The 17,332-nt window shown below is 59.4% G+C and carries 14 protein-coding genes; 12 read left to right on the top strand and 2 right to left on the bottom strand.

Annotation, left to right across the window (positions count from 1 at the left end):
- The first annotated feature begins 39 nt into the window (after nt 1-39).
- From atpG to ACYZTW_RS00790, 11 genes are all read left to right on the top strand, one after another.
- A complete protein-coding gene (gene atpG / locus ACYZTW_RS00840; RefSeq protein ID WP_123367463.1) occupies nt 40-900 on the top strand; it encodes a F0F1 ATP synthase subunit gamma in 861 nt (286 codons plus the stop codon).
- Nucleotides 901-927: 27 nt separating this feature from the next.
- Nucleotides 928-2,307: a F0F1 ATP synthase subunit beta gene (atpD, locus tag ACYZTW_RS00835; protein ID WP_462003371.1), complete on the top strand. Its 1,380-nt coding sequence runs from the start codon at nt 928-930 to the stop codon at nt 2,305-2,307.
- Between the two features lie 45 nt (nt 2,308-2,352).
- Nucleotides 2,353-2,778, top strand: a complete 426-nt coding sequence (locus ACYZTW_RS00830; protein WP_008155716.1) for a F0F1 ATP synthase subunit epsilon — start codon at nt 2,353-2,355, stop codon at nt 2,776-2,778.
- Between the two features lie 116 nt (nt 2,779-2,894).
- A complete protein-coding gene (glmU, locus tag ACYZTW_RS00825; protein WP_462003370.1) occupies nt 2,895-4,262 on the top strand; it encodes a bifunctional UDP-N-acetylglucosamine diphosphorylase/glucosamine-1-phosphate N-acetyltransferase GlmU in 1,368 nt (455 codons plus the stop codon).
- Nucleotides 4,263-4,502: 240 nt separating this feature from the next.
- Nucleotides 4,503-5,279: a DeoR/GlpR family DNA-binding transcription regulator gene (locus ACYZTW_RS00820; protein ID WP_462003369.1), complete on the top strand. Its 777-nt coding sequence runs from the start codon at nt 4,503-4,505 to the stop codon at nt 5,277-5,279.
- Nucleotide 5,280: 1 nt separating this feature from the next.
- Entirely contained in the window at nt 5,281-7,113 is a 1,833-nt protein-coding gene (gene glmS / locus ACYZTW_RS00815) for a glutamine--fructose-6-phosphate transaminase (isomerizing) (RefSeq protein ID WP_462003368.1), read from the top strand.
- A 78-nt stretch (nt 7,114-7,191) separates the two neighbouring features.
- Nucleotides 7,192-8,094 carry a LysR family transcriptional regulator gene (locus tag ACYZTW_RS00810; RefSeq protein WP_462003367.1) on the top strand — a complete coding sequence of 301 codons (903 nt, stop codon included), beginning with the start codon at nt 7,192-7,194 and terminating at the stop codon, nt 8,092-8,094.
- Nucleotides 8,095-8,226: 132 nt separating this feature from the next.
- A complete protein-coding gene (locus ACYZTW_RS00805) occupies nt 8,227-8,853 on the top strand; it encodes a glutathione S-transferase family protein (protein WP_462003366.1) in 627 nt (208 codons plus the stop codon).
- 63 nt (nt 8,854-8,916) lie between these two features.
- Nucleotides 8,917-10,947: a pyridoxamine 5'-phosphate oxidase family protein gene (locus tag ACYZTW_RS00800; RefSeq protein WP_462003365.1), complete on the top strand. Its 2,031-nt coding sequence runs from the start codon at nt 8,917-8,919 to the stop codon at nt 10,945-10,947.
- Between the two features lie 160 nt (nt 10,948-11,107).
- Nucleotides 11,108-12,304, top strand: coding sequence for a DUF3142 domain-containing protein (locus tag ACYZTW_RS00795; RefSeq protein WP_462003364.1), 1,197 nt, complete (start codon nt 11,108-11,110; stop codon nt 12,302-12,304).
- Entirely contained in the window at nt 12,291-14,405 is a 2,115-nt protein-coding gene (locus ACYZTW_RS00790) for a hypothetical protein (RefSeq protein WP_462003363.1), read from the top strand. Before ACYZTW_RS00795 ends, ACYZTW_RS00790 begins: the two co-directional genes overlap by 14 nt.
- 3 nt (nt 14,406-14,408) lie before the next feature.
- Here ACYZTW_RS00790 and ACYZTW_RS00785 read toward each other — a convergent pair whose 3' ends face one another.
- The gene (locus ACYZTW_RS00785) at nt 14,409-15,038 is read right to left on the bottom strand and encodes a LysE family translocator (protein WP_462003362.1); all 630 of its coding nucleotides are present in this window, start codon (nt 15,036-15,038) and stop codon (nt 14,409-14,411) included.
- A gap of 145 nt (nt 15,039-15,183) precedes the next feature.
- Here ACYZTW_RS00785 and ACYZTW_RS00780 point away from each other — a divergent pair, with 145 nt between their 5' ends.
- Nucleotides 15,184-15,657 (top strand): Lrp/AsnC family transcriptional regulator, encoded by a 474-nt coding sequence (locus tag ACYZTW_RS00780; RefSeq protein ID WP_140675785.1) that lies wholly within the window; start codon nt 15,184-15,186, stop codon nt 15,655-15,657.
- Between the two features lie 122 nt (nt 15,658-15,779).
- Here ACYZTW_RS00780 and lpdA read toward each other — a convergent pair whose 3' ends face one another.
- Complete coding sequence (gene lpdA, locus ACYZTW_RS00775; RefSeq protein WP_462003361.1) at nt 15,780-17,180, bottom strand: dihydrolipoyl dehydrogenase; 1,401 nt, start codon at nt 17,178-17,180, stop codon at nt 15,780-15,782.
- Nucleotides 17,181-17,332: the final 152 nt, after the last annotated feature.

The following is a 17,332-nucleotide window of genomic DNA, read 5'->3' as shown; positions in this document are numbered from 1 at the left end:
AGCCGCGAGGCTCCCGCTTGCTAACCTGATAGGTGTTACATGGCAGGCGCAAAAGAGATTCGCAGTAAGATTGCGAGCATCAAAAGCACGCAAAAGATTACCAGCGCCATGGAAAAAGTGGCGGTCAGCAAAATGCGCAAGGCACAAATGCGTATGTCTGCTAGCCGTCCTTACGCGGAGCGCATCCGCCAGGTTATTGGTCATTTGGCCAACGCTAACCCGGAATATCGCCACCCCTTCATGATCGAGCGTGAAATCAAGCGCGTCGGTTATGTCGTAGTGAGCAGTGACCGTGGTCTGTGTGGTGGCTTGAACACCAACCTGTTCAAGGCCCTGGTCAAGGACATGGCGGTAAACCGCGAAAACGGCGTCGAGATCGATCTGTGTGTTGTTGGTAGCAAGGGTGCGGCTTTCTTCCGCAACTTCGGCGGTAACGTCGTTGCAGCTATCAGCCACCTGGGTGAAGAGCCGTCGATCAATGATCTGATTGGCAGCGTCAAGGTGATGCTGGATGCCTACCTGGACGGCCGTATTGATCGCCTGTCCGTGGTGTCCAACAAGTTCATCAACACCATGACGCAACAGCCTACTGTGGAGCAGTTGATTCCACTGGAGGCAACCCCGGATCAATCGCTCAAGCACCACTGGGACTATCTCTACGAACCGGATGCCAAAGAGCTGCTTGACGGCTTGATGGTCCGTTACGTTGAGTCGCAGGTCTACCAGGCGGTGGTCGAGAACAACGCGGCTGAACAAGCTGCGCGGATGATCGCGATGAAGAACGCTACCGACAACGCCGGTGATTTGATCAGCGATTTGCAGCTGGTCTACAACAAGGCGCGTCAGGCTGCGATCACCCAAGAGATCTCGGAAATCGTCGGCGGCGCTGCCGCGGTTTAACGGTTCAAATATTCAGAGGATCCAGCTATGAGTAGCGGACGTATCGTTCAAATCATCGGCGCCGTTATCGACGTGGAATTTCCACGCGACAGCGTACCGAGCATCTACAACGCGCTGGAAGTACAAAGCGCGGCCGGGACTACTCTCGAAGTTCAGCAACAGCTGGGTGACGGCGTGGTTCGTACCATTGCGATGGGTTCCACCGAAGGCTTGAAGCGCGGTCTGGAAGTCAAAGACTCCGGCGCAGCCATCTCCGTACCGGTCGGTAAAGCGACCCTGGGCCGGATCATGGACGTACTGGGCAACCCGATCGACGAAGCTGGCCCGATCGACACCGAAGAGCGCTGGGGCATTCACCGTCCTGCGCCAACCTTCGCTGAACAAGCTGGCGGCAACGACCTGCTGGAAACCGGCATCAAGGTTATCGACCTGGTTTGCCCGTTCGCCAAGGGTGGTAAAGTCGGTCTGTTCGGTGGTGCCGGTGTAGGCAAAACCGTAAACATGATGGAACTGATCCGTAACATCGCCATCGAGCACAGCGGTTATTCCGTGTTCGCCGGTGTGGGTGAGCGTACTCGTGAGGGGAACGACTTCTACCACGAGATGAAGGATTCCAACGTTCTGGACAAAGTGGCACTGGTTTACGGTCAGATGAACGAGCCGCCGGGTAACCGTCTGCGCGTAGCACTGACCGGCCTGACCATGGCCGAGAAGTTCCGTGACGAAGGTAACGACGTTCTGCTGTTCGTCGACAACATCTATCGTTACACCCTGGCCGGTACTGAAGTATCCGCACTGCTGGGCCGTATGCCTTCCGCAGTAGGTTACCAGCCGACCCTGGCCGAAGAGATGGGTACTCTGCAAGAGCGTATCACTTCGACCAAAAACGGTTCGATCACCTCGATCCAGGCGGTATACGTACCGGCGGATGACTTGACTGACCCGTCGCCAGCGACCACCTTCGCCCACTTGGACGCCACCGTCGTTCTGTCCCGTGACATCGCTTCCCTGGGTATCTACCCGGCGGTCGATCCACTCGACTCGACTTCGCGTCAGCTGGACCCGAACGTAATCGGCCAGGACCACTACGACACCGCTCGCGGCGTACAGTATGTTCTGCAACGTTACAAAGAACTGAAGGACATCATTGCGATCCTGGGTATGGACGAGCTGTCGGAAGCCGACAAGCAGTTGGTAAACCGTGCTCGTAAGATCCAGCGTTTCTTGTCGCAGCCGTTCTTCGTGGCTGAAGTCTTCACCGGTGCTTCGGGTAAATACGTTTCCCTGAAAGACACCATTGCTGGCTTCAAAGGCATCCTCAACGGTGACTACGACCACCTGCCAGAACAAGCGTTCTACATGGTCGGCGGCATCGAAGAAGCGATCGAGAAAGCCAAGAAACTGTAATCCCGGCGCCCGGCAACGGGCGCTAATTTAGGTTGAGGCAATCAGATGGCTATGACAGTCCATTGCGATATCGTCAGCGCGGAAGGGGAAATCTTCTCCGGCCTGGTCGAGATGGTGGTTGCGCACGGTGCACTGGGTGATCTTGGTATCGCCCTGGGTCACGCGCCGCTGATCACTAATCTCAAGCCGGGCCCGATCCGCCTGATCAAGCAGGGCGGGGAAGAGGAGGTGTATTACATCTCCGGCGGTTTCCTCGAGGTTCAGCCGAACATGGTCAAGGTACTTGCCGACACTGTGCAACGTGCTGCCGACCTGGACGAAGCCTCCGCTCAGGAAGCCGTTAAGGCTGCCGAGAAGGCCTTGCATGACCGTGGTGCAGAATTCGATTACGGTTCTGCCGCCGCACGTCTGGCCGAGGCTGCAGCTCAGCTGCGCACCGTCCAGCAGATCCGCAAAAAGTTCGGCCACTAATAGGCCACCGCTTGTTGTGTGATTGATTAAAAAGGGTAGCCTCGGCTACCCTTTTTTCTTTTCCGATATTCATAACCTGGTCGCAGCCGCTGACCACCCAGGATTGGTAGCCAGTCATGTCTTTAGAAATTGTTATCCTCGCTGCTGGTCAGGGCACTCGCATGCGTTCGGCTTTGCCGAAAGTTCTGCATCCGATTGCCGGCAACTCGATGCTCGGCCATGTTATCCACAGCGCCCGGCAACTTGATCCACAGCGCATCCACGTCGTGATTGGCCATGGTGCCGATGCAGTGCGTGAACGTCTGGCGGCTGATGATCTGAATTTCGTCCTGCAGGACAAACAGCTTGGGACTGGCCATGCGGTTGCTCAAGCGGTGCCTTTCATTGAGTCCGACACCGTCCTGATTCTTTATGGTGACGTGCCATTGATCGAAGTCGAGACCCTGCAGCGTCTGCTCAAGCAAGTAGCGCCGCAGCAACTGGGTTTGTTGACAGTAGAACTGGATGACCCGACCGGCTATGGCCGCATTGTCCGCAATGCCGACGGCAAAGTGACAGCCATCGTCGAGCAGAAAGACGCCAACGACGCCGAACGAGCGATCACTGAAGGCAACACCGGCATTCTGGCGCTGCCGTTCGCGCAATTGGGTGGCTGGATGAGCCGTCTATCGAACAACAATGTCCAGGGCGAGTACTACCTGACCGACGTGATCGCCATGGCAGTCAGCGACGGTCTGGTGGTGGCCACCGAGCAACCCCACGATGCCATGGAAGTGCAGGGCGCCAACGACCGCAAGCAGCTTTCCGAGCTTGAGCGTCACTATCAGCTGCGCGCCGGTCGTCGTTTGATGGCTCAAGGCGTGACCCTGCGTGACCCGGCTCGTTTTGATGTACGCGGTGAAGTCACCGTCGGCCGCGACGTGCTGATCGACATCAACGTGATCCTCGAAGGCAAGGTCGTTATCGAGGACGACGTGGTGATCGGCCCGAACTGCGTGATCAAGGACAGCACCCTGCGCAAAGGGGTGGTGATCAAGGCCAACAGCCACATCGAAGGTGCGATTCTCGGTGAAGGCAGCGATGCGGGTCCGTTCGCACGTTTACGCCCGGGCACGGTGCTCGAAGCACGCGCCCATGTGGGTAACTTCGTTGAGCTGAAGAACGCTCATCTCGGCGAGGGCGCTAAGGCCGGTCATCTGACCTATCTGGGTGATGCCGAGATCGGCGCGCGTACCAACATCGGCGCGGGCACCATTACCTGCAACTACGACGGCGCCAATAAGTGGAAAACCGTGCTGGGTGAAGATGTGTTCATCGGTTCCAACAACTCGTTGGTCGCGCCTGTGGATATCTCTTCGGGGGCGACCACGGCGGCTGGTTCGACCATTACGCAGGATGTGGATAACGCACAGTTGGCCGTGGGTCGTGCGCGGCAGAAGAATATCGACGGCTGGAAGCGACCGGAGAAGATCAAGAAGAGCTGAGTTATCCACAGTTAATTTGGCGTCCTTGAGATAGCAATCGCGGGCAAGTCGGATCGCCGCACCGCTTGCTCCTACAGGTTTAGGTTGTTCACATAATATGTGGATGACTCTGACCCGTAGGAGCAAGGCTTGCCCACGATGCTTTTATCCACAGGTCTTTTTATCGCTCCACGCTTGACGAAGTTTCGCCAATAGGTTTTGATTGCTTCCGTTATCTTTCGAATCGAAACTTACCCAGCCATGTCGAAACGCAATACACCACAACGCCGTCACAACATCCTCGCCTTGCTCAATGAGCAGGGCGAAGTCAGTGTGGATGAGCTGGCCAAGCGCTTCGAAACGTCGGAAGTTACGATCCGCAAGGACCTCGCGGCGCTTGAGAGCAACGGCTTGCTGCTGCGCCGTTATGGCGGAGCGATCACCTTGCCTCAAGAGCTGGTGGCCGACCTTGGTCAGCCGGTGTCCAAATACAAACAGGCCATCGCTCGCGCCGCCGTTGCGCGAATTCGCGAGCATGCGCGGATCATCATCGACAGCGGCAGCACCACGGCGGCGATGATTCCGGAACTCGGCCAGCAACCGGGCCTGGTCGTGATGACCAACTCGCTGTATGTCGCCAATGCCTTGTGCGAACTTGAGCATGAGCCGGTGTTGTTGATGACCGGCGGCACCTGGGACCCGCATTCCGAGTCCTTTCAGGGGCAGGTGGCCGAGCAGGTCCTACGCTCTTACGATTTCGACCAGTTGTTCATCGGTGCCGATGGCATTGACCTGGTTCGCGGTACCACCACCTTCAACGAATTGCTGGGACTGAGCCGGGTCATGGCTGAAGTTGCCCGTGAAGTGGTTGTCATGGTGGAGGCCGACAAGATCGGCCGCAAGATTCCCAACCTGGAGCTGCCCTGGAGCAGCGTCCATACCCTCATTACCGATGATCGCCTGCCGCTTGAGGCACGGGATCAGATTCAGGCCCGCGGAATCAACTTGATCCTCGCGGCTGTCAATCAGGAGAAATAGCATGTGTGGAATTGTCGGCGCAGTCGCAGAACGTAACATCACCGCCATCCTGCTCGAAGGCCTGAAACGCCTGGAATACCGTGGCTATGACAGTGCCGGTGTAGCGGTCTACACCCATGACGAAAAGCTTGAGCGCCTGCGTCGCCCGGGCAAGGTCAGTGAATTGGAACTGGCGCTGGCCGAAACACCGCTGGTCGGCCGTCTGGGCATCGCCCACACCCGCTGGGCCACTCACGGTGCGCCTTGCGAGCGCAACGCTCACCCGCATTTTTCCGGTGATCTGGCGGTGGTGCACAACGGCATCATCGAAAACCACGAGGCCCTGCGCGAGCAACTGAAAGCCTTGGGTTACGAGTTCACCTCGGACACCGACACCGAAGTCATTGCTCACCTGTTGAACCACAAACTCAAGGATCTGCGTGATCTGACCGTGGCCCTGAAGGCTACTGTCAAAGAGCTGCACGGTGCTTACGGTTTGGCGGTCATCAGCGCTCAGCAACCGGATCGTCTGGTCGCCGCCCGCAGCGGCAGCCCGCTGGTTATCGGTCTGGGTATGGGTGAAAACTTCCTGGCTTCCGATCAGCTGGCCCTGCGCCAGGTCACTGATCGCTTCATGTACCTGGAAGAGGGCGATATCGCCGAAATTCGCCGCGACAGCGTGCAGATCTGGGACGTGAGCGGCCAAGTGGTCGAACGTGAGTCGGTGCAGTACCGCGATGGCGCCGAAGCCGCTGACAAGGGCAAATTCCGCCACTTCATGCTCAAGGAAATTCACGAGCAACCGGCTGTGGTGCAGCGCACTCTGGAAGGTCGCATTAGCCAGAATCAAGTGCTGGTTCAAGCGTTCGGTCCACAGGCTGCCGAGCTGTTCGCCAAAGTGCGTAACGTGCAGATTGTCGCGTGCGGCACCAGTTACCATGCCGGCATGGTTGCCCGTTACTGGCTCGAAGAACTGGCCGGTATCCCGTGCCAGGTCGAAGTCGCCAGCGAATTCCGCTACCGCAAGGTGGTGGTGCAGGCCGACACCCTGTTCGTGACCATTTCCCAGTCCGGTGAAACCGCCGACACCCTGGCCGCTCTGCGTAACGCCAAAGAGTTGGGTTACCTCGCGAGCCTGGCGATTTGCAACGTCGGCATCAGCTCACTGGTGCGTGAATCCGATCTGACTCTGCTGACCCAGGCCGGTCGCGAAATCGGCGTGGCCTCGACCAAAGCCTTTACCACTCAGTTGGTCGGTCTGCTGTTGCTGACCCTGTCCTTGGGTCAGGTTCACGGCACCTTGGCCAACGGCGTCGAAGCCACGTTGGTTGAAGAGCTGCGTCGTCTGCCAACTCGTTTGGGCGAAGCCCTGGCCATGGACAGCACCGTCGAAAAAATCGCCGAGCTGTTCGCCGAGAAAAACCACACCCTGTTCCTCGGTCGTGGCGCGCAATTCCCGGTAGCGATGGAAGGGGCTCTCAAGCTCAAGGAAATCTCCTACATCCACGCCGAAGCCTATCCGGCCGGCGAGCTGAAACACGGCCCGTTGGCGCTTGTGGATAACGACATGCCAGTTGTCACCGTGGCACCGAACAACGAGCTGTTGGAGAAGTTGAAATCCAACCTCCAGGAAGTTCGCGCCCGTGGCGGCGAGCTGATCGTCTTCGCAGACGAACAAGCTGGCATGACTAATGGCGAAGGCACTCATGTTGTGCAAATGCCGCACATCCACGACATCCTGTCGCCGATCCTCTACACCATCCCGCTGCAGTTGCTCTCGTATTACGTCGCTGTGTTGAAAGGCACCGACGTTGACCAGCCGCGTAACCTGGCGAAGTCGGTGACGGTGGAATAAGTTATCCACAGGTGATGGAAACATTAAAAATCGCAGCCTACGGTTGCGATTTTTTTTATCTGAATTGAGGACACGCCCATGGACCGATTCCAGGAAATGCAGGTCTTCGCTGCCGTCGCCCAAGACCAAGGTTTCTCGGCGGCGGCGCGGCGTTTGGGCCTGTCGGCAGCCAGTGTCACTCGCGCAGTGGCGGCGCTGGAGAAACGCATCGGCACGTTGCTGCTGACACGCACCACCCGCAGTGTGCATTTGAGCGAGGCGGGTCAGCGTTACCTGGAAGACTGTCGGAGGATTCTCGCCGAGGTGCAGGAAGCCGAGGATTCGGCGGCGGGCAGTCACGCTCATCCTCGTGGGCAACTGACAATCACCGCGCCGGTGTTGTTCGGTGAGCTGTTTGTCACGCCAGTGATGGTGAATTATCTGACGCAATTTCCTGAAGTCAGCATCAATGGGGTGCTGGTAGACCGAGTGGTCAGCATGGTCGAGGAGGGCATCGATGTCGCCGTGCGGATCGGTGAGTTACCCGACAGTAACCAGCATGCGATTCGCGTGGGTGAGGTTCGACGGGTGATTTGCGGCTCGCCAGAATTTCTGACGGCCCACGGTCGACCTCGACATCCTCAGGATCTGGCTCAAGCGCCGGTTATTGCGACGTCCTCTATCGGTCAGTTGAGAACCTGGCCATTCCTTGAAGGGGGAGAGCCACTGAGTGTTCGACCGGAGCCGCGCCTGGTAGTGACGGCGAATCAGGCAGCCATTACGGCGGCATGCCTGGGGTTGGGGTTGACCCGGGTTCTGTCTTATCAGGTAGCGAGCAAAGTCGCCTCCGGTGAGTTGGAAATCGTTCTGGCTGACTTCGAACTGCCGCCATTGCCTATCCATGTGGTCTATCAAGGCGGGCGCAAGGCCCCTGCGCGGATTCGCAGTTTTGTGGATTTTGCGGTGAGCGCGCTGCGTGAACACCCGTCCTTGCAGGCGTGAGCCGGTTATTGCACTGGATGAAATAATGGATTGCGTTTTCTGGTTATTCTGTTGTTTTGGTTGCGGGTGGAAGATGGCTCCCCATCGGTACTGATCTCTCTTCAACAGCGCCACTCTCCAGCGGAGTCAACCATGCAAGCCATCAAGCTCTACAACTTCCCACGTTCCGGCCACGCTCACCGTGTAGAGCTGATGCTGTCCCTGCTGCAACTACCGACCGAGCTGATCTTTGTCGATCTGCGCAAGGGCGCGCACAAACAGCCGGATTACCTGGCGCTCAACGCTTTTGGTCAGGTGCCGGTCCTTGATGATCAAGGTGTGGTGTTGGCTGACTCCAACGCGATCTTGGTCTACCTGGCACAGAAATATGGCAATGGCCGCTGGCTGCCAACCGATCCGGTCGGTGCGGCCAAGGTTCAGCGTTGGTTGTCCGTTGCCGCTGGACCGATTGCCTTTGGCCCCGCCAGAGCCAGGCTGATCACGGTGTTTGGTGCGGCTTACAACGCTGAAGAGGTGATCGCTTATTCCCACACCGTACTCAAAGTGATCGATCAGGAACTGGCGGCAACGCCGTATCTGGCTGGCACCGAGCCAACCATTGCCGATGTTTCGGCCTACAGCTATATCGCCCATGCGCCAGAAGGCAATGTGTCGCTGGATGACTACGCCAACATCCGCGCCTGGCTGGCGCGGATCGAAGCCTTGCCAGGGTTTGTCGGCATGCCGCGCACCGTTGCCGGTCTGCAAAAAACAGCTTGATGCTTACGGCTCGACACTGTCGGGTCGTTCACACTGCGCCGATGGCGCAGGGGAGAAGTCATTGTGGACCGTTCACCCTGGCACGCCGGCGAGAAACAATTGCAGGCTCATGTGGGCATTGCCGAGCGAATGGAGGTGCTCGGCCGTAAGGTGATTCGCAGCGAGATGCCGGATCAGCACCGCACGTTCTATGAGCAACTGCCGTTCATGCTGTACGGCGCGGTGGATGCCGACGGTAATCCTTGGGCCAGTATTCTTGAAGGGCCACCGGGTTTCGCTCACTCACCCGAACCGGGTGCGCTGCAATTTAGCAGCCTGCCGGGCGCTGATGATCCGGCGCAATTGACGGAGGGCGCGGCGATCGGCCTGCTGGGGATCGAACTGCACACCCGTCGCCGCAACCGCCTCAATGGCCGAGTCGGTGCGATGACGGCGAGCGGCTTCGATGTAGCGGTGGAGCAGTCCTTCGGCAATTGCCCGCAATACATCCAATTGCGGCAGTTTCGCTCGGTGCCGTTGGCGGATCCGTCGACTCGCATCGCGCAACACCTCAATGGGCTGGATGAGGCGGCAAAAACCCTGATCGCGGGAGCCGATACGTTTTTTGTCGCCAGCTACGTGGACGTCGATGGCCACCGCTCGGTGGATGTTTCTCACCGCGGCGGCCAGGCCGGTTTCGTACAGATAGAAGGCAATCGCCTGACTATTCCGGATTTCGCCGGCAACCTGTTTTTCAACACCTTGGGCAACCTGCTGCTCAATCCCCGGGCCGGTTTGCTGTTTATCGATTTCAATTCGGGAGACCTGCTGCACCTCAGCGGTCGCACCGAAGTCATTCTTGAAGGCCCGCAGGTCGAGGCGTTTCAAGGGGCCGAGCGCTTGTGGACATTTGAGGTGGAAAGCGTGGTGCGTCGGCCCGCCGCGCTTGCTCTGCGGTGGCGCTTCGACGGCGTGTCACCCACCAGTTTGCTGACCGGTACCTGGGAGCAGGCCAACGCCCGTCTGCAAGCACAGGCCTTGGGTGATAGTTGGCGGCTGCTGCGGGTGGCGCGCATCGAAGCGCAAAGCCACAACATCCGCTCAATCTATCTGGAGCCTGCCGATGGCGCGGGGTTGCCAGTGTTTCAGGCCGGGCAGCATTTGCCGCTGCGCTTCAACATAGCCGGCGAGGTGCATATCCGCACGTATAGCCTGTCGAGCGCGCCGTCCGATGATTTTTTCCGCATCAGTGTGAAGCGTGAAGGCTTGGTGTCTTCGCACCTGCATGAACAGGTGCGTGTCGGTGATCTGTTGGAGGCCCGTGCGCCTCAGGGGCATTTCACCGTGGCACCTAATGAGCGTCGGCCGCTGGTGCTGCTGGCTGCCGGTGTCGGCATCACGCCGCTGCTGTCGATGCTGCGCGAGGTGGTTTACCAAGGCCTGCGCACCCGCCGCATCCGGCCGACCTGGCTCTTCCAGAGTTCACGCACGTTGGCCGATCAAGTGTTTCGTCCTGAGCTGGATCGTTTACTCGACGGTGCGGGTGACGCAGTCAGGGTGCTGCGTCTGGTGAGTCAGCCGGAAGCCGGGGCCTTGGAGGGAGAGGATTTCGACCTGACGGGGCGGATCGACACCGCGCTGCTCAAGACCCTCCTTGAAGTGGAGGACTACGATCAGCTGGATTTTGTCCTCTGTGGTCCGGGCAGTTTTACCCAAGGGCTGTACGACGGCCTGCGGGAACTGGACATCCGTGATGCAAGGATTCACGCCGAAACCTTCGGCCCCTCGACCTTGCGCCGGGTGCCGGACCCCGACGCGGTGGTCATTGTGCAACCGCCCGCGGCTACCACCTCGGTGCCGGTGGTGTTTCAGCGCTCGGCTAAAGAGGCCCGCTGGCAACCCGACGGTGGCAGTTTGCTGGAGTTGGCGGAAAGCCGTGGATTGCGTCCGGAATTCAGCTGCCGCGGCGGTTCCTGCGGGACCTGCAAAACTCGCTTGATCAGCGGCCAGGTAAATTATCCACAGCCGCCGGCGGAAGTGCCGGACGACGGACAAGTGCTGATTTGCTGTGCGATTCCGGCGCAGGGGTCGCAACCTTTGGTCCTCGACTTGTAGCAGCTGCCGAGCCTGCGAGGCTGCGAAGCAGTCGTAAAATCAGACACAGCGGTTCTTCAGATACACCGTACAGGTAGTATTGGCGACTGCTACGCAGCCGAACGCAGCCTCGCAGGCTCGGCAGCTGCTACAAAGGATCTGATTCGGCTCAAGGGGCTTTATGTATTTTTTCGTTCGTCTGTCGGCGTTGCTTGCCGCAGTAGTGCTGCTCAACGGTTGCGAACAACAGGACGCGCCACCGCTCGATCAACAACTCTACATCTGGCAACGGCAATGGACGCCGACCCACGAAGCGGCGCTGAGGGACAGCCGCGCTGACTTTTCTACCCTGCGGGTGCTGGCCTTGCAGGCATTCCCCGAGGCGGGTTGGAGCCGGGCGCGGATTGATCCGGCACTGCTCAAACGTGATGGTCGGCCGCTGATCGCAGTGATTCGCCTCGACGGTCAACTCAAGTCGCTGGATCGGGACGAAGTCACCGCGCAGATCCAGCAGCTGCTCGGCGATTGGCAAGGGCAGGGGCTCAATCTCTCCGGCGTGGAAATCGACCACGATGCCGGTAATGCTCGGCTACCGGCCTATCGCGAATTTCTTACGCACTTGCGCGCAGTCCTGCCGGCTTCTATTCCGCTGAGCATCACAGCATTGCCGGCCTGGCTCGACAGTCCCGAGTTGCCGACATTGTTATCCACAGTCGACAGCAGCGTGTTGCAGGTACACGCGGTCAGCGATCCGCGTCTTGGCTTGTTCGACCCGGATCAGGCCCGTCAATGGACCAGGGCCTGGAGCCGCATCACCTCCAGACCTTTCTATCTGGCGCTGCCGGCCTATGGTGTGGCGTTGTTGCCGGGCGGCACCGGTGCGCCGGTAGTGGAAAGCGAAGTGCCCATCGAACGGGGCGGCAAACGCCGGGAATTGCTCGCCGATCCGCAGCAACTGAGCCGGCTCGGGACCGAGTTGCGCAACGATCCACCGGCTCATCTGGCGGGCCTGATCTGGTTTCGTCTGCCGCTGGCCAACGACCGTCGAACCTGGAGCCTGACGACCTTGGGCGCCGTGGCGCGTGGCGATGCCCTCGACAGTCACCTGACGCTGAAACTCTCCGCGCAAGAAGGCCTGTATGACATCAGCCTCAGCAATCAAGGCAATCTCGATAACGCCTGGCCCGAACGCCTGACACTCGCGGTGCAGGGCTGTGACGGTGCCGATGCGCTGGCCGGTTATTCGCTGCAACAGCGTCCGGATCTGCTTACCTTCACCCGCCTGCGCGACGGTCGAATACCGGCCGGCGGGCAGCGCGCCATGGGTTGGGCTCGTTGCGCACATATTGATCAAGGAGGTTCGAATGTTTACCCGTAACTGGCCCCGCCATCTGCTTTGCCTGAGCCTCAGCCTGCCGCTGGGTTCGGCGCTGGCCTGCGGGCCGGATTTCCCTATGCGTCTGTTGGACAACCGCGGCCAGTCGCTGGCGGAGCTGCCGGAAGGTAATTTCAGATTTGAAATCAGTCGCCTTGGGCATGCGGTCGCCGGGCTGAAGAACGTCACCGAAACCGCCTATAACATGGATGCGCCCGACTACGCAGAACAGCGGGATAAGGCTGAGCAATCTGGTTTGACGGCTGAGCAGCAAGCGCTGGTGAAACAGCTGCGCAGCCTGACCGATGCGCATGAGGTCGAAATTCAGGGCGCGAGCCTGCCGGTTGAGCTCAAGCTTTATCTGGCCGGCGCTGTGGCATTTACTGCCGGTGATCATGGGCTGGCAGCCGAGTACTTCCAGAAGGTGCTGGCATTGCCAGCGGATCAACGGGCGTTGCGCAGCACGTGGGCGGCTTACTCGTTAGGTCGAGCGCTGTTTGCCATGAGCGCGGAAGCGGACGCTGGCCCTGATCTTTTGGCTCAATCTCGAAAGGCCTTCGAGCAGACCCGTCAACTGAGCATCGACGGCTTCAGCGATCCACTGGAACTCGGCGTCGCCAGCCTCGGCGAAGAGGCCCGCGTCGCCCGCACCGCCGGCGACTGGAACAGCGCCATCGAACTCTACGCCACGCAAAACCTTCAGGGTTCGGCGGTGGGTTACACCTCGCTGAAACTGTTGGTGGCCGACCTCGCGGCGATGCCCGACGATCAACTGGCCGAGTTGCTCAAGGGTAAACCGGTGCAGCAACTGTTGACCGCGTCGTTGATCAGCCGACTGGGCTGGTCATTCGGTGATCAACCGCCGAACGAATTGAAACTGATCAAACTGCTGCAAAACAGCACCCGCGGTAGCCTCGACAACGCTGATCGGTTGGCGGCGGTGAATTATCAACAGGGTGATTACGCCAGCGCCAAGGCGTTCCTCGAACACGCCGGTGATGGCGGACTGGCGTGGTGGCTGCGGGCCAAACTGGCCGTGCGCGATGGCGATAAAAACGCGGCTGCCGCAGCGTATGCCAAGGCTGCCCAGGCCTTCCCGCAGAATGAGTCGTGGGGTGAGCGGTGGACGCCAGATTGGGATTTCGAAACGCTTCAGCCCAAGTGCCGGGTTGAGGGTGAAAGCGCGATCCTGGCGTTGCAACGCGGGGATTACCTGCAAGCGTTCGATCAGCTTTATCGCAGTAAAGATATCTACTGGTTCGACGCCGCCACGGTCGCCGAGCGGGTGTTGACCGTCGATGAGCTCAAGCAATACGTCGACACTCAAGTGCCGGCGCCACCCCCTCTGACTCAGCAGGATCGCGATAACTACGTGCCATTGCCGGTGGCGGCGAAACTGCGCAATTTGCTCGGGCGGCGCTTGCTGCGCGAAGAGCGGTACGACGAAGCACCAGCCTATTTCGATAACGCCGACTTGCAGGCCAAGGCCAAGTGGTACGGGCAGTTGCGTAACGATGCCGAATCCAAATGGTGGCCGACCAAACGGGCATTCGCTTATTACTATGCCGCGACACTGGCCCGTTTCGACGGAATGGAGCTGTTGGGCTACGAGTTGTCCCCGGATTACGCGACCTTCGGCGGCAATTACAGTCTCGAAAGTGCAGAACTCAAGGTCGGACCGCTAATCGCCGAGGGTGAAGTGCAGCGCCAGCGAGCCACGGTGGCGCAGCCTGATGAGCGTTTCCATTACCGTTTTGTCGCCACGGCTCTGGCGAGCAAAGCCGCTGATCATCTGCCCCACAGCAGTCAGGCGTTTGCTTCGGTGCTGTGCAAGGCTTCGTCGTGGGGCGCCAGCCTGCAAGAGCAAAGCGCGTTCTACCGTCGTTATGTCGAGGAAGGTCCATATGTGGTCTGGGCCGGCGATTTTGGTCACCAATGCCAGGATCCGGACTTCCAGAGCGCCGACAAGCGCTATGTGACCCAGGTCACCGACGCCGCGCGCGCGCAGTTGCGGCCTTACAAAAAACCGTTGCAGATTGGCGGTGTGATAGCGGTCACGGCAGCGGCGCTGTTGCTGATCAATCGCCGCCGTAAAACGCGGTAAGGCTCAAGCCTGTTGCACAAAGGTCAGCCGCACGGCGAAGCCGATCAACAGGCTGCCAAACAGCCATTGCTGCAGGCGCTGGGCCGAAGGACTGCGTTGCAGCCAACGGCCCAGCGCTGCGCCGGTCAGTGCGTAAGCGCTGTCGAACAGCAAGCCGACACCGACCAGCACAATTCCGAGGGTCGCAAATTGCGCGAGTACCGGCCCGGCGTGCGGATCGATGAACTGTGGCAGCAGCACCGAACAGAACAGCAACGCTTTGGGGTTGAGCAGGTTGGTCAGCAAACCGCGCTGAATCGCTGCGCGCCAGCGAGGTTTCTCGGCGGTGGTGTCTGCTCCGTTCAAACTCGGCAGCATTGTGGTTCGCAGGCATTGAATGCCGATCCACAGTAGATAGGCGGCCCCGGCCAGGCGTACCACGTCGAACGTCCAGGGTGCAGCCTTAAACAGTGCCGCCAACCCCAACGCTGCCAATGCCACATGGCATCCCCGGGCAATACCCAGACCTACCGCAGTGGCCAGCGCCGCGCCTTTGCCCTGACGGGCACCGGTCTGCAACAACAGGATCATGTCCGGGCCCGGCAACAGGTAAACCACCGCCAGCGCCATGAAAAACACCCAGAGTCCTGCCACGTTGCACCCCATTCGTTGTCGATTCGGTACGGCCAGTCTAGAGCTGAAGGGCAGGGCAGGTGGTTGCGTAGTTCGCTTCTAAAATGCTAATGGTTGGCATAACCTGCCACTCAATTGCAGGTAAACCATCAGGATTTGCCAAACCATGAAACTGGACGCCTATGACCGCAAGATTCTCGCTGCGCTGCAACGGGACGGTCGCCTGAGCAACGTGCAACTGGCTGACGAGATCGGTCTGTCCGCCTCGCCTTGTTTGCGCCGGGTACGGATGCTCGAAGAAGCCGGGGTGATACGCGGTTACCAGGCCAATCTGGATCGCGACGAAGTGGGGCTTGGGCTGACGGTATTTGTCGGGGTCAAGGTCGAACGGCACAACGATGAGCAGGCCGAAGCCTTTCGCCTGGCCGTGACCGCGTTGCCCGAGGTGATTTCGGCCTTTTTGGTGTCAGGGGAATCGGATTTCCTGCTGCAAGTGGTGGTGCCGGACCTGCGTGCCTATGACCGTTTCCTCACGGGGCGTTTGCTGAAATTGCCGGGCGTGAGCGACATCCGTAGTAACTTTGCGATTCATACGGTGAAGACCCCAGGGGCTTTGCCGCTGGAGCATTTACCGGCCTGAGACCGAGTCGACCCAATCGCGAGCAGGCTCGCTCCCACATTTGATCTGTGGCGTTCACAACACCAAGGTGGGAGCGAGCCTGCTCGCGATAGCGGTAGACCAACCACTGCCAATCTCCAGGCTTACATCTGCGTCGCCATCCCCTCCACATTCATCGCCGCCTGGCGCAAGGCCTCGGAGCGGGTCGGGTGTGGATGACAAGTCAGGGCAATGTCTTCGGCAGAGGCGCTGAACTCCATGGCCACGCAATATTCGCCAATCATTTCACTGACGCTTGGACCCACAAGGTGCACGCCGAGAATCTCGTCGGTGCGTTCATCGGCCAGCACTTTGGCGAAGCCTTCGGTTTCGTGATTGATCTTTGCCCGGCTGTTGGCGGTGAAGGGAAACTTGCCGACCTTATAGGCGCGACCTTCGGCCTTGAGCTGCTCTTCGGTCTTGCCGACGCTGGCCAGTTCGGGCTTGGTGTAGATCACGTTGGGGATCAGGTCGTAGTTGACCTCGGCAGCCTTGCCGACAATCTGCTCGATGCAGACCATGGCCTCGTCTTCGGCCTTGTGGGCGAGCATCGGTCCGGACGTGACGTCGCCGATCACCCAGATGCCAGCGGCTTCAGTACGATGGCCCTTGTTGGTGAGCATGCCGCGTTTATCCGTGGCGAGGCCGACGTTTTCCAGCCCCAGGCCTTGGGTGTAAGGCCGGCGCCCGATGGATACCAGCACGTAATCCGCTTCAATTGTTTCGGCCGTGCCACCGGCGGCGGGTTCGACGCTGAGTTGAACGCCGGTCGCCGAGGTTGTGGCGCTGGTGACTTTGGAACTCAATTTGAAGCTGATGCCCTGTTTACTCAACGAGCGTTGCAGGGTTTTGCCGGCTTCACCATCCACACCGGGGCAGATCCGGTCGAGAAACTCGACCACGGTCACCTGAGCGCCCAAACGCCGCCACACCGAACCCAGCTCCAGACCGATCACCCCGGCGCCGATCACCACCAGATGCTTGGGCACTTCGGTCAGCGACAAGGCGCCTGTCGAATCGAGGATGCGTTTGTTGTCGATGTCCACACCGGGCAGGGGAGTGGGCTCGGAACCGGTGGCGATGATGATGTCCTTGGTGTTCAGTTCGGTCTTGCCGCCCTGGCTGTCGGTTACCGTCACTTTGCCGGGACCGTCGATGTGACCCCAGCCCTTGACCCAATGGACTTTGTTTTTGCGAAAGAGAAACTCGATGCCCTTGGTCAACCCGGCAACGCTTTCATCCTTTTGCTTCATCATTTGCGCGAGGTTGAGTGTGGGTTTCACGTCAATCCCCAAGTTGGCGAATTCCTCGCCCATGGCGGCGTCGTAGAGTTCGGAGGCGTGCAGCAACGCTTTTGACGGCATGCAGCCGACGTTCAGGCAGGTGCCGCCGAGGGTAGCGCGTCCTTCTACGCAAACCGCTCTGAGGCCCAACTGACCGGCGCGAATAGCTGCGTTATAACCACCGGGGCCTCCGCCCAGAATCACGACGTCATAGATACTCATGGTTGTACTCCTGGAGTGAACGGGGATCGGAATGGGTAAACGTAGTCCTTGGGTAAAATTACGAACGTAATATGTGCGTTCCGCAGCATTTCGGTCAAGGCTTCAGCCAAGCGACAGGTTGAGCGCCTTTAGATAAAGCATTTAAGAACGGA

It is taken from the genome of Pseudomonas sp. LB3P25 (assembly GCF_054897985.1).
The sequence above is the reverse complement of the archived record's forward strand: the minus strand, read 5'-3'. Positions and strand labels throughout refer to the sequence as shown.

What these genes read in the sequence shown, in the direction of transcription:
- atpG (WP_123367463.1), top strand. Translation starts at nt 40, where the DNA reads ATGGCAGGCGCAAAAGAGATTCGCAGTAAGATTGCGAGCATCAAAAGC.
- atpD (WP_462003371.1), top strand. Translation starts at nt 928, where the DNA reads ATGAGTAGCGGACGTATCGTTCAAATCATCGGCGCCGTTATCGACGTG.
- ACYZTW_RS00830 (WP_008155716.1), top strand. Translation starts at nt 2,353, where the DNA reads ATGGCTATGACAGTCCATTGCGATATCGTCAGCGCGGAAGGGGAAATC.
- glmU (WP_462003370.1), top strand. Translation starts at nt 2,895, where the DNA reads ATGTCTTTAGAAATTGTTATCCTCGCTGCTGGTCAGGGCACTCGCATG.
- ACYZTW_RS00820 (WP_462003369.1), top strand. Translation starts at nt 4,503, where the DNA reads ATGTCGAAACGCAATACACCACAACGCCGTCACAACATCCTCGCCTTG.
- glmS (WP_462003368.1), top strand. Translation starts at nt 5,281, where the DNA reads ATGTGTGGAATTGTCGGCGCAGTCGCAGAACGTAACATCACCGCCATC.
- ACYZTW_RS00810 (WP_462003367.1), top strand. Translation starts at nt 7,192, where the DNA reads ATGGACCGATTCCAGGAAATGCAGGTCTTCGCTGCCGTCGCCCAAGAC.
- ACYZTW_RS00805 (WP_462003366.1), top strand. Translation starts at nt 8,227, where the DNA reads ATGCAAGCCATCAAGCTCTACAACTTCCCACGTTCCGGCCACGCTCAC.
- ACYZTW_RS00795 (WP_462003364.1), top strand. Translation starts at nt 11,108, where the DNA reads ATGTATTTTTTCGTTCGTCTGTCGGCGTTGCTTGCCGCAGTAGTGCTG.
- ACYZTW_RS00790 (WP_462003363.1), top strand. Translation starts at nt 12,291, where the DNA reads ATGTTTACCCGTAACTGGCCCCGCCATCTGCTTTGCCTGAGCCTCAGC.
- ACYZTW_RS00780 (WP_140675785.1), top strand. Translation starts at nt 15,184, where the DNA reads ATGAAACTGGACGCCTATGACCGCAAGATTCTCGCTGCGCTGCAACGG.
- lpdA (WP_462003361.1), bottom strand. Translation starts at nt 17,180, where the DNA reads ATGAGTATCTATGACGTCGTGATTCTGGGCGGAGGCCCCGGTGGTTAT.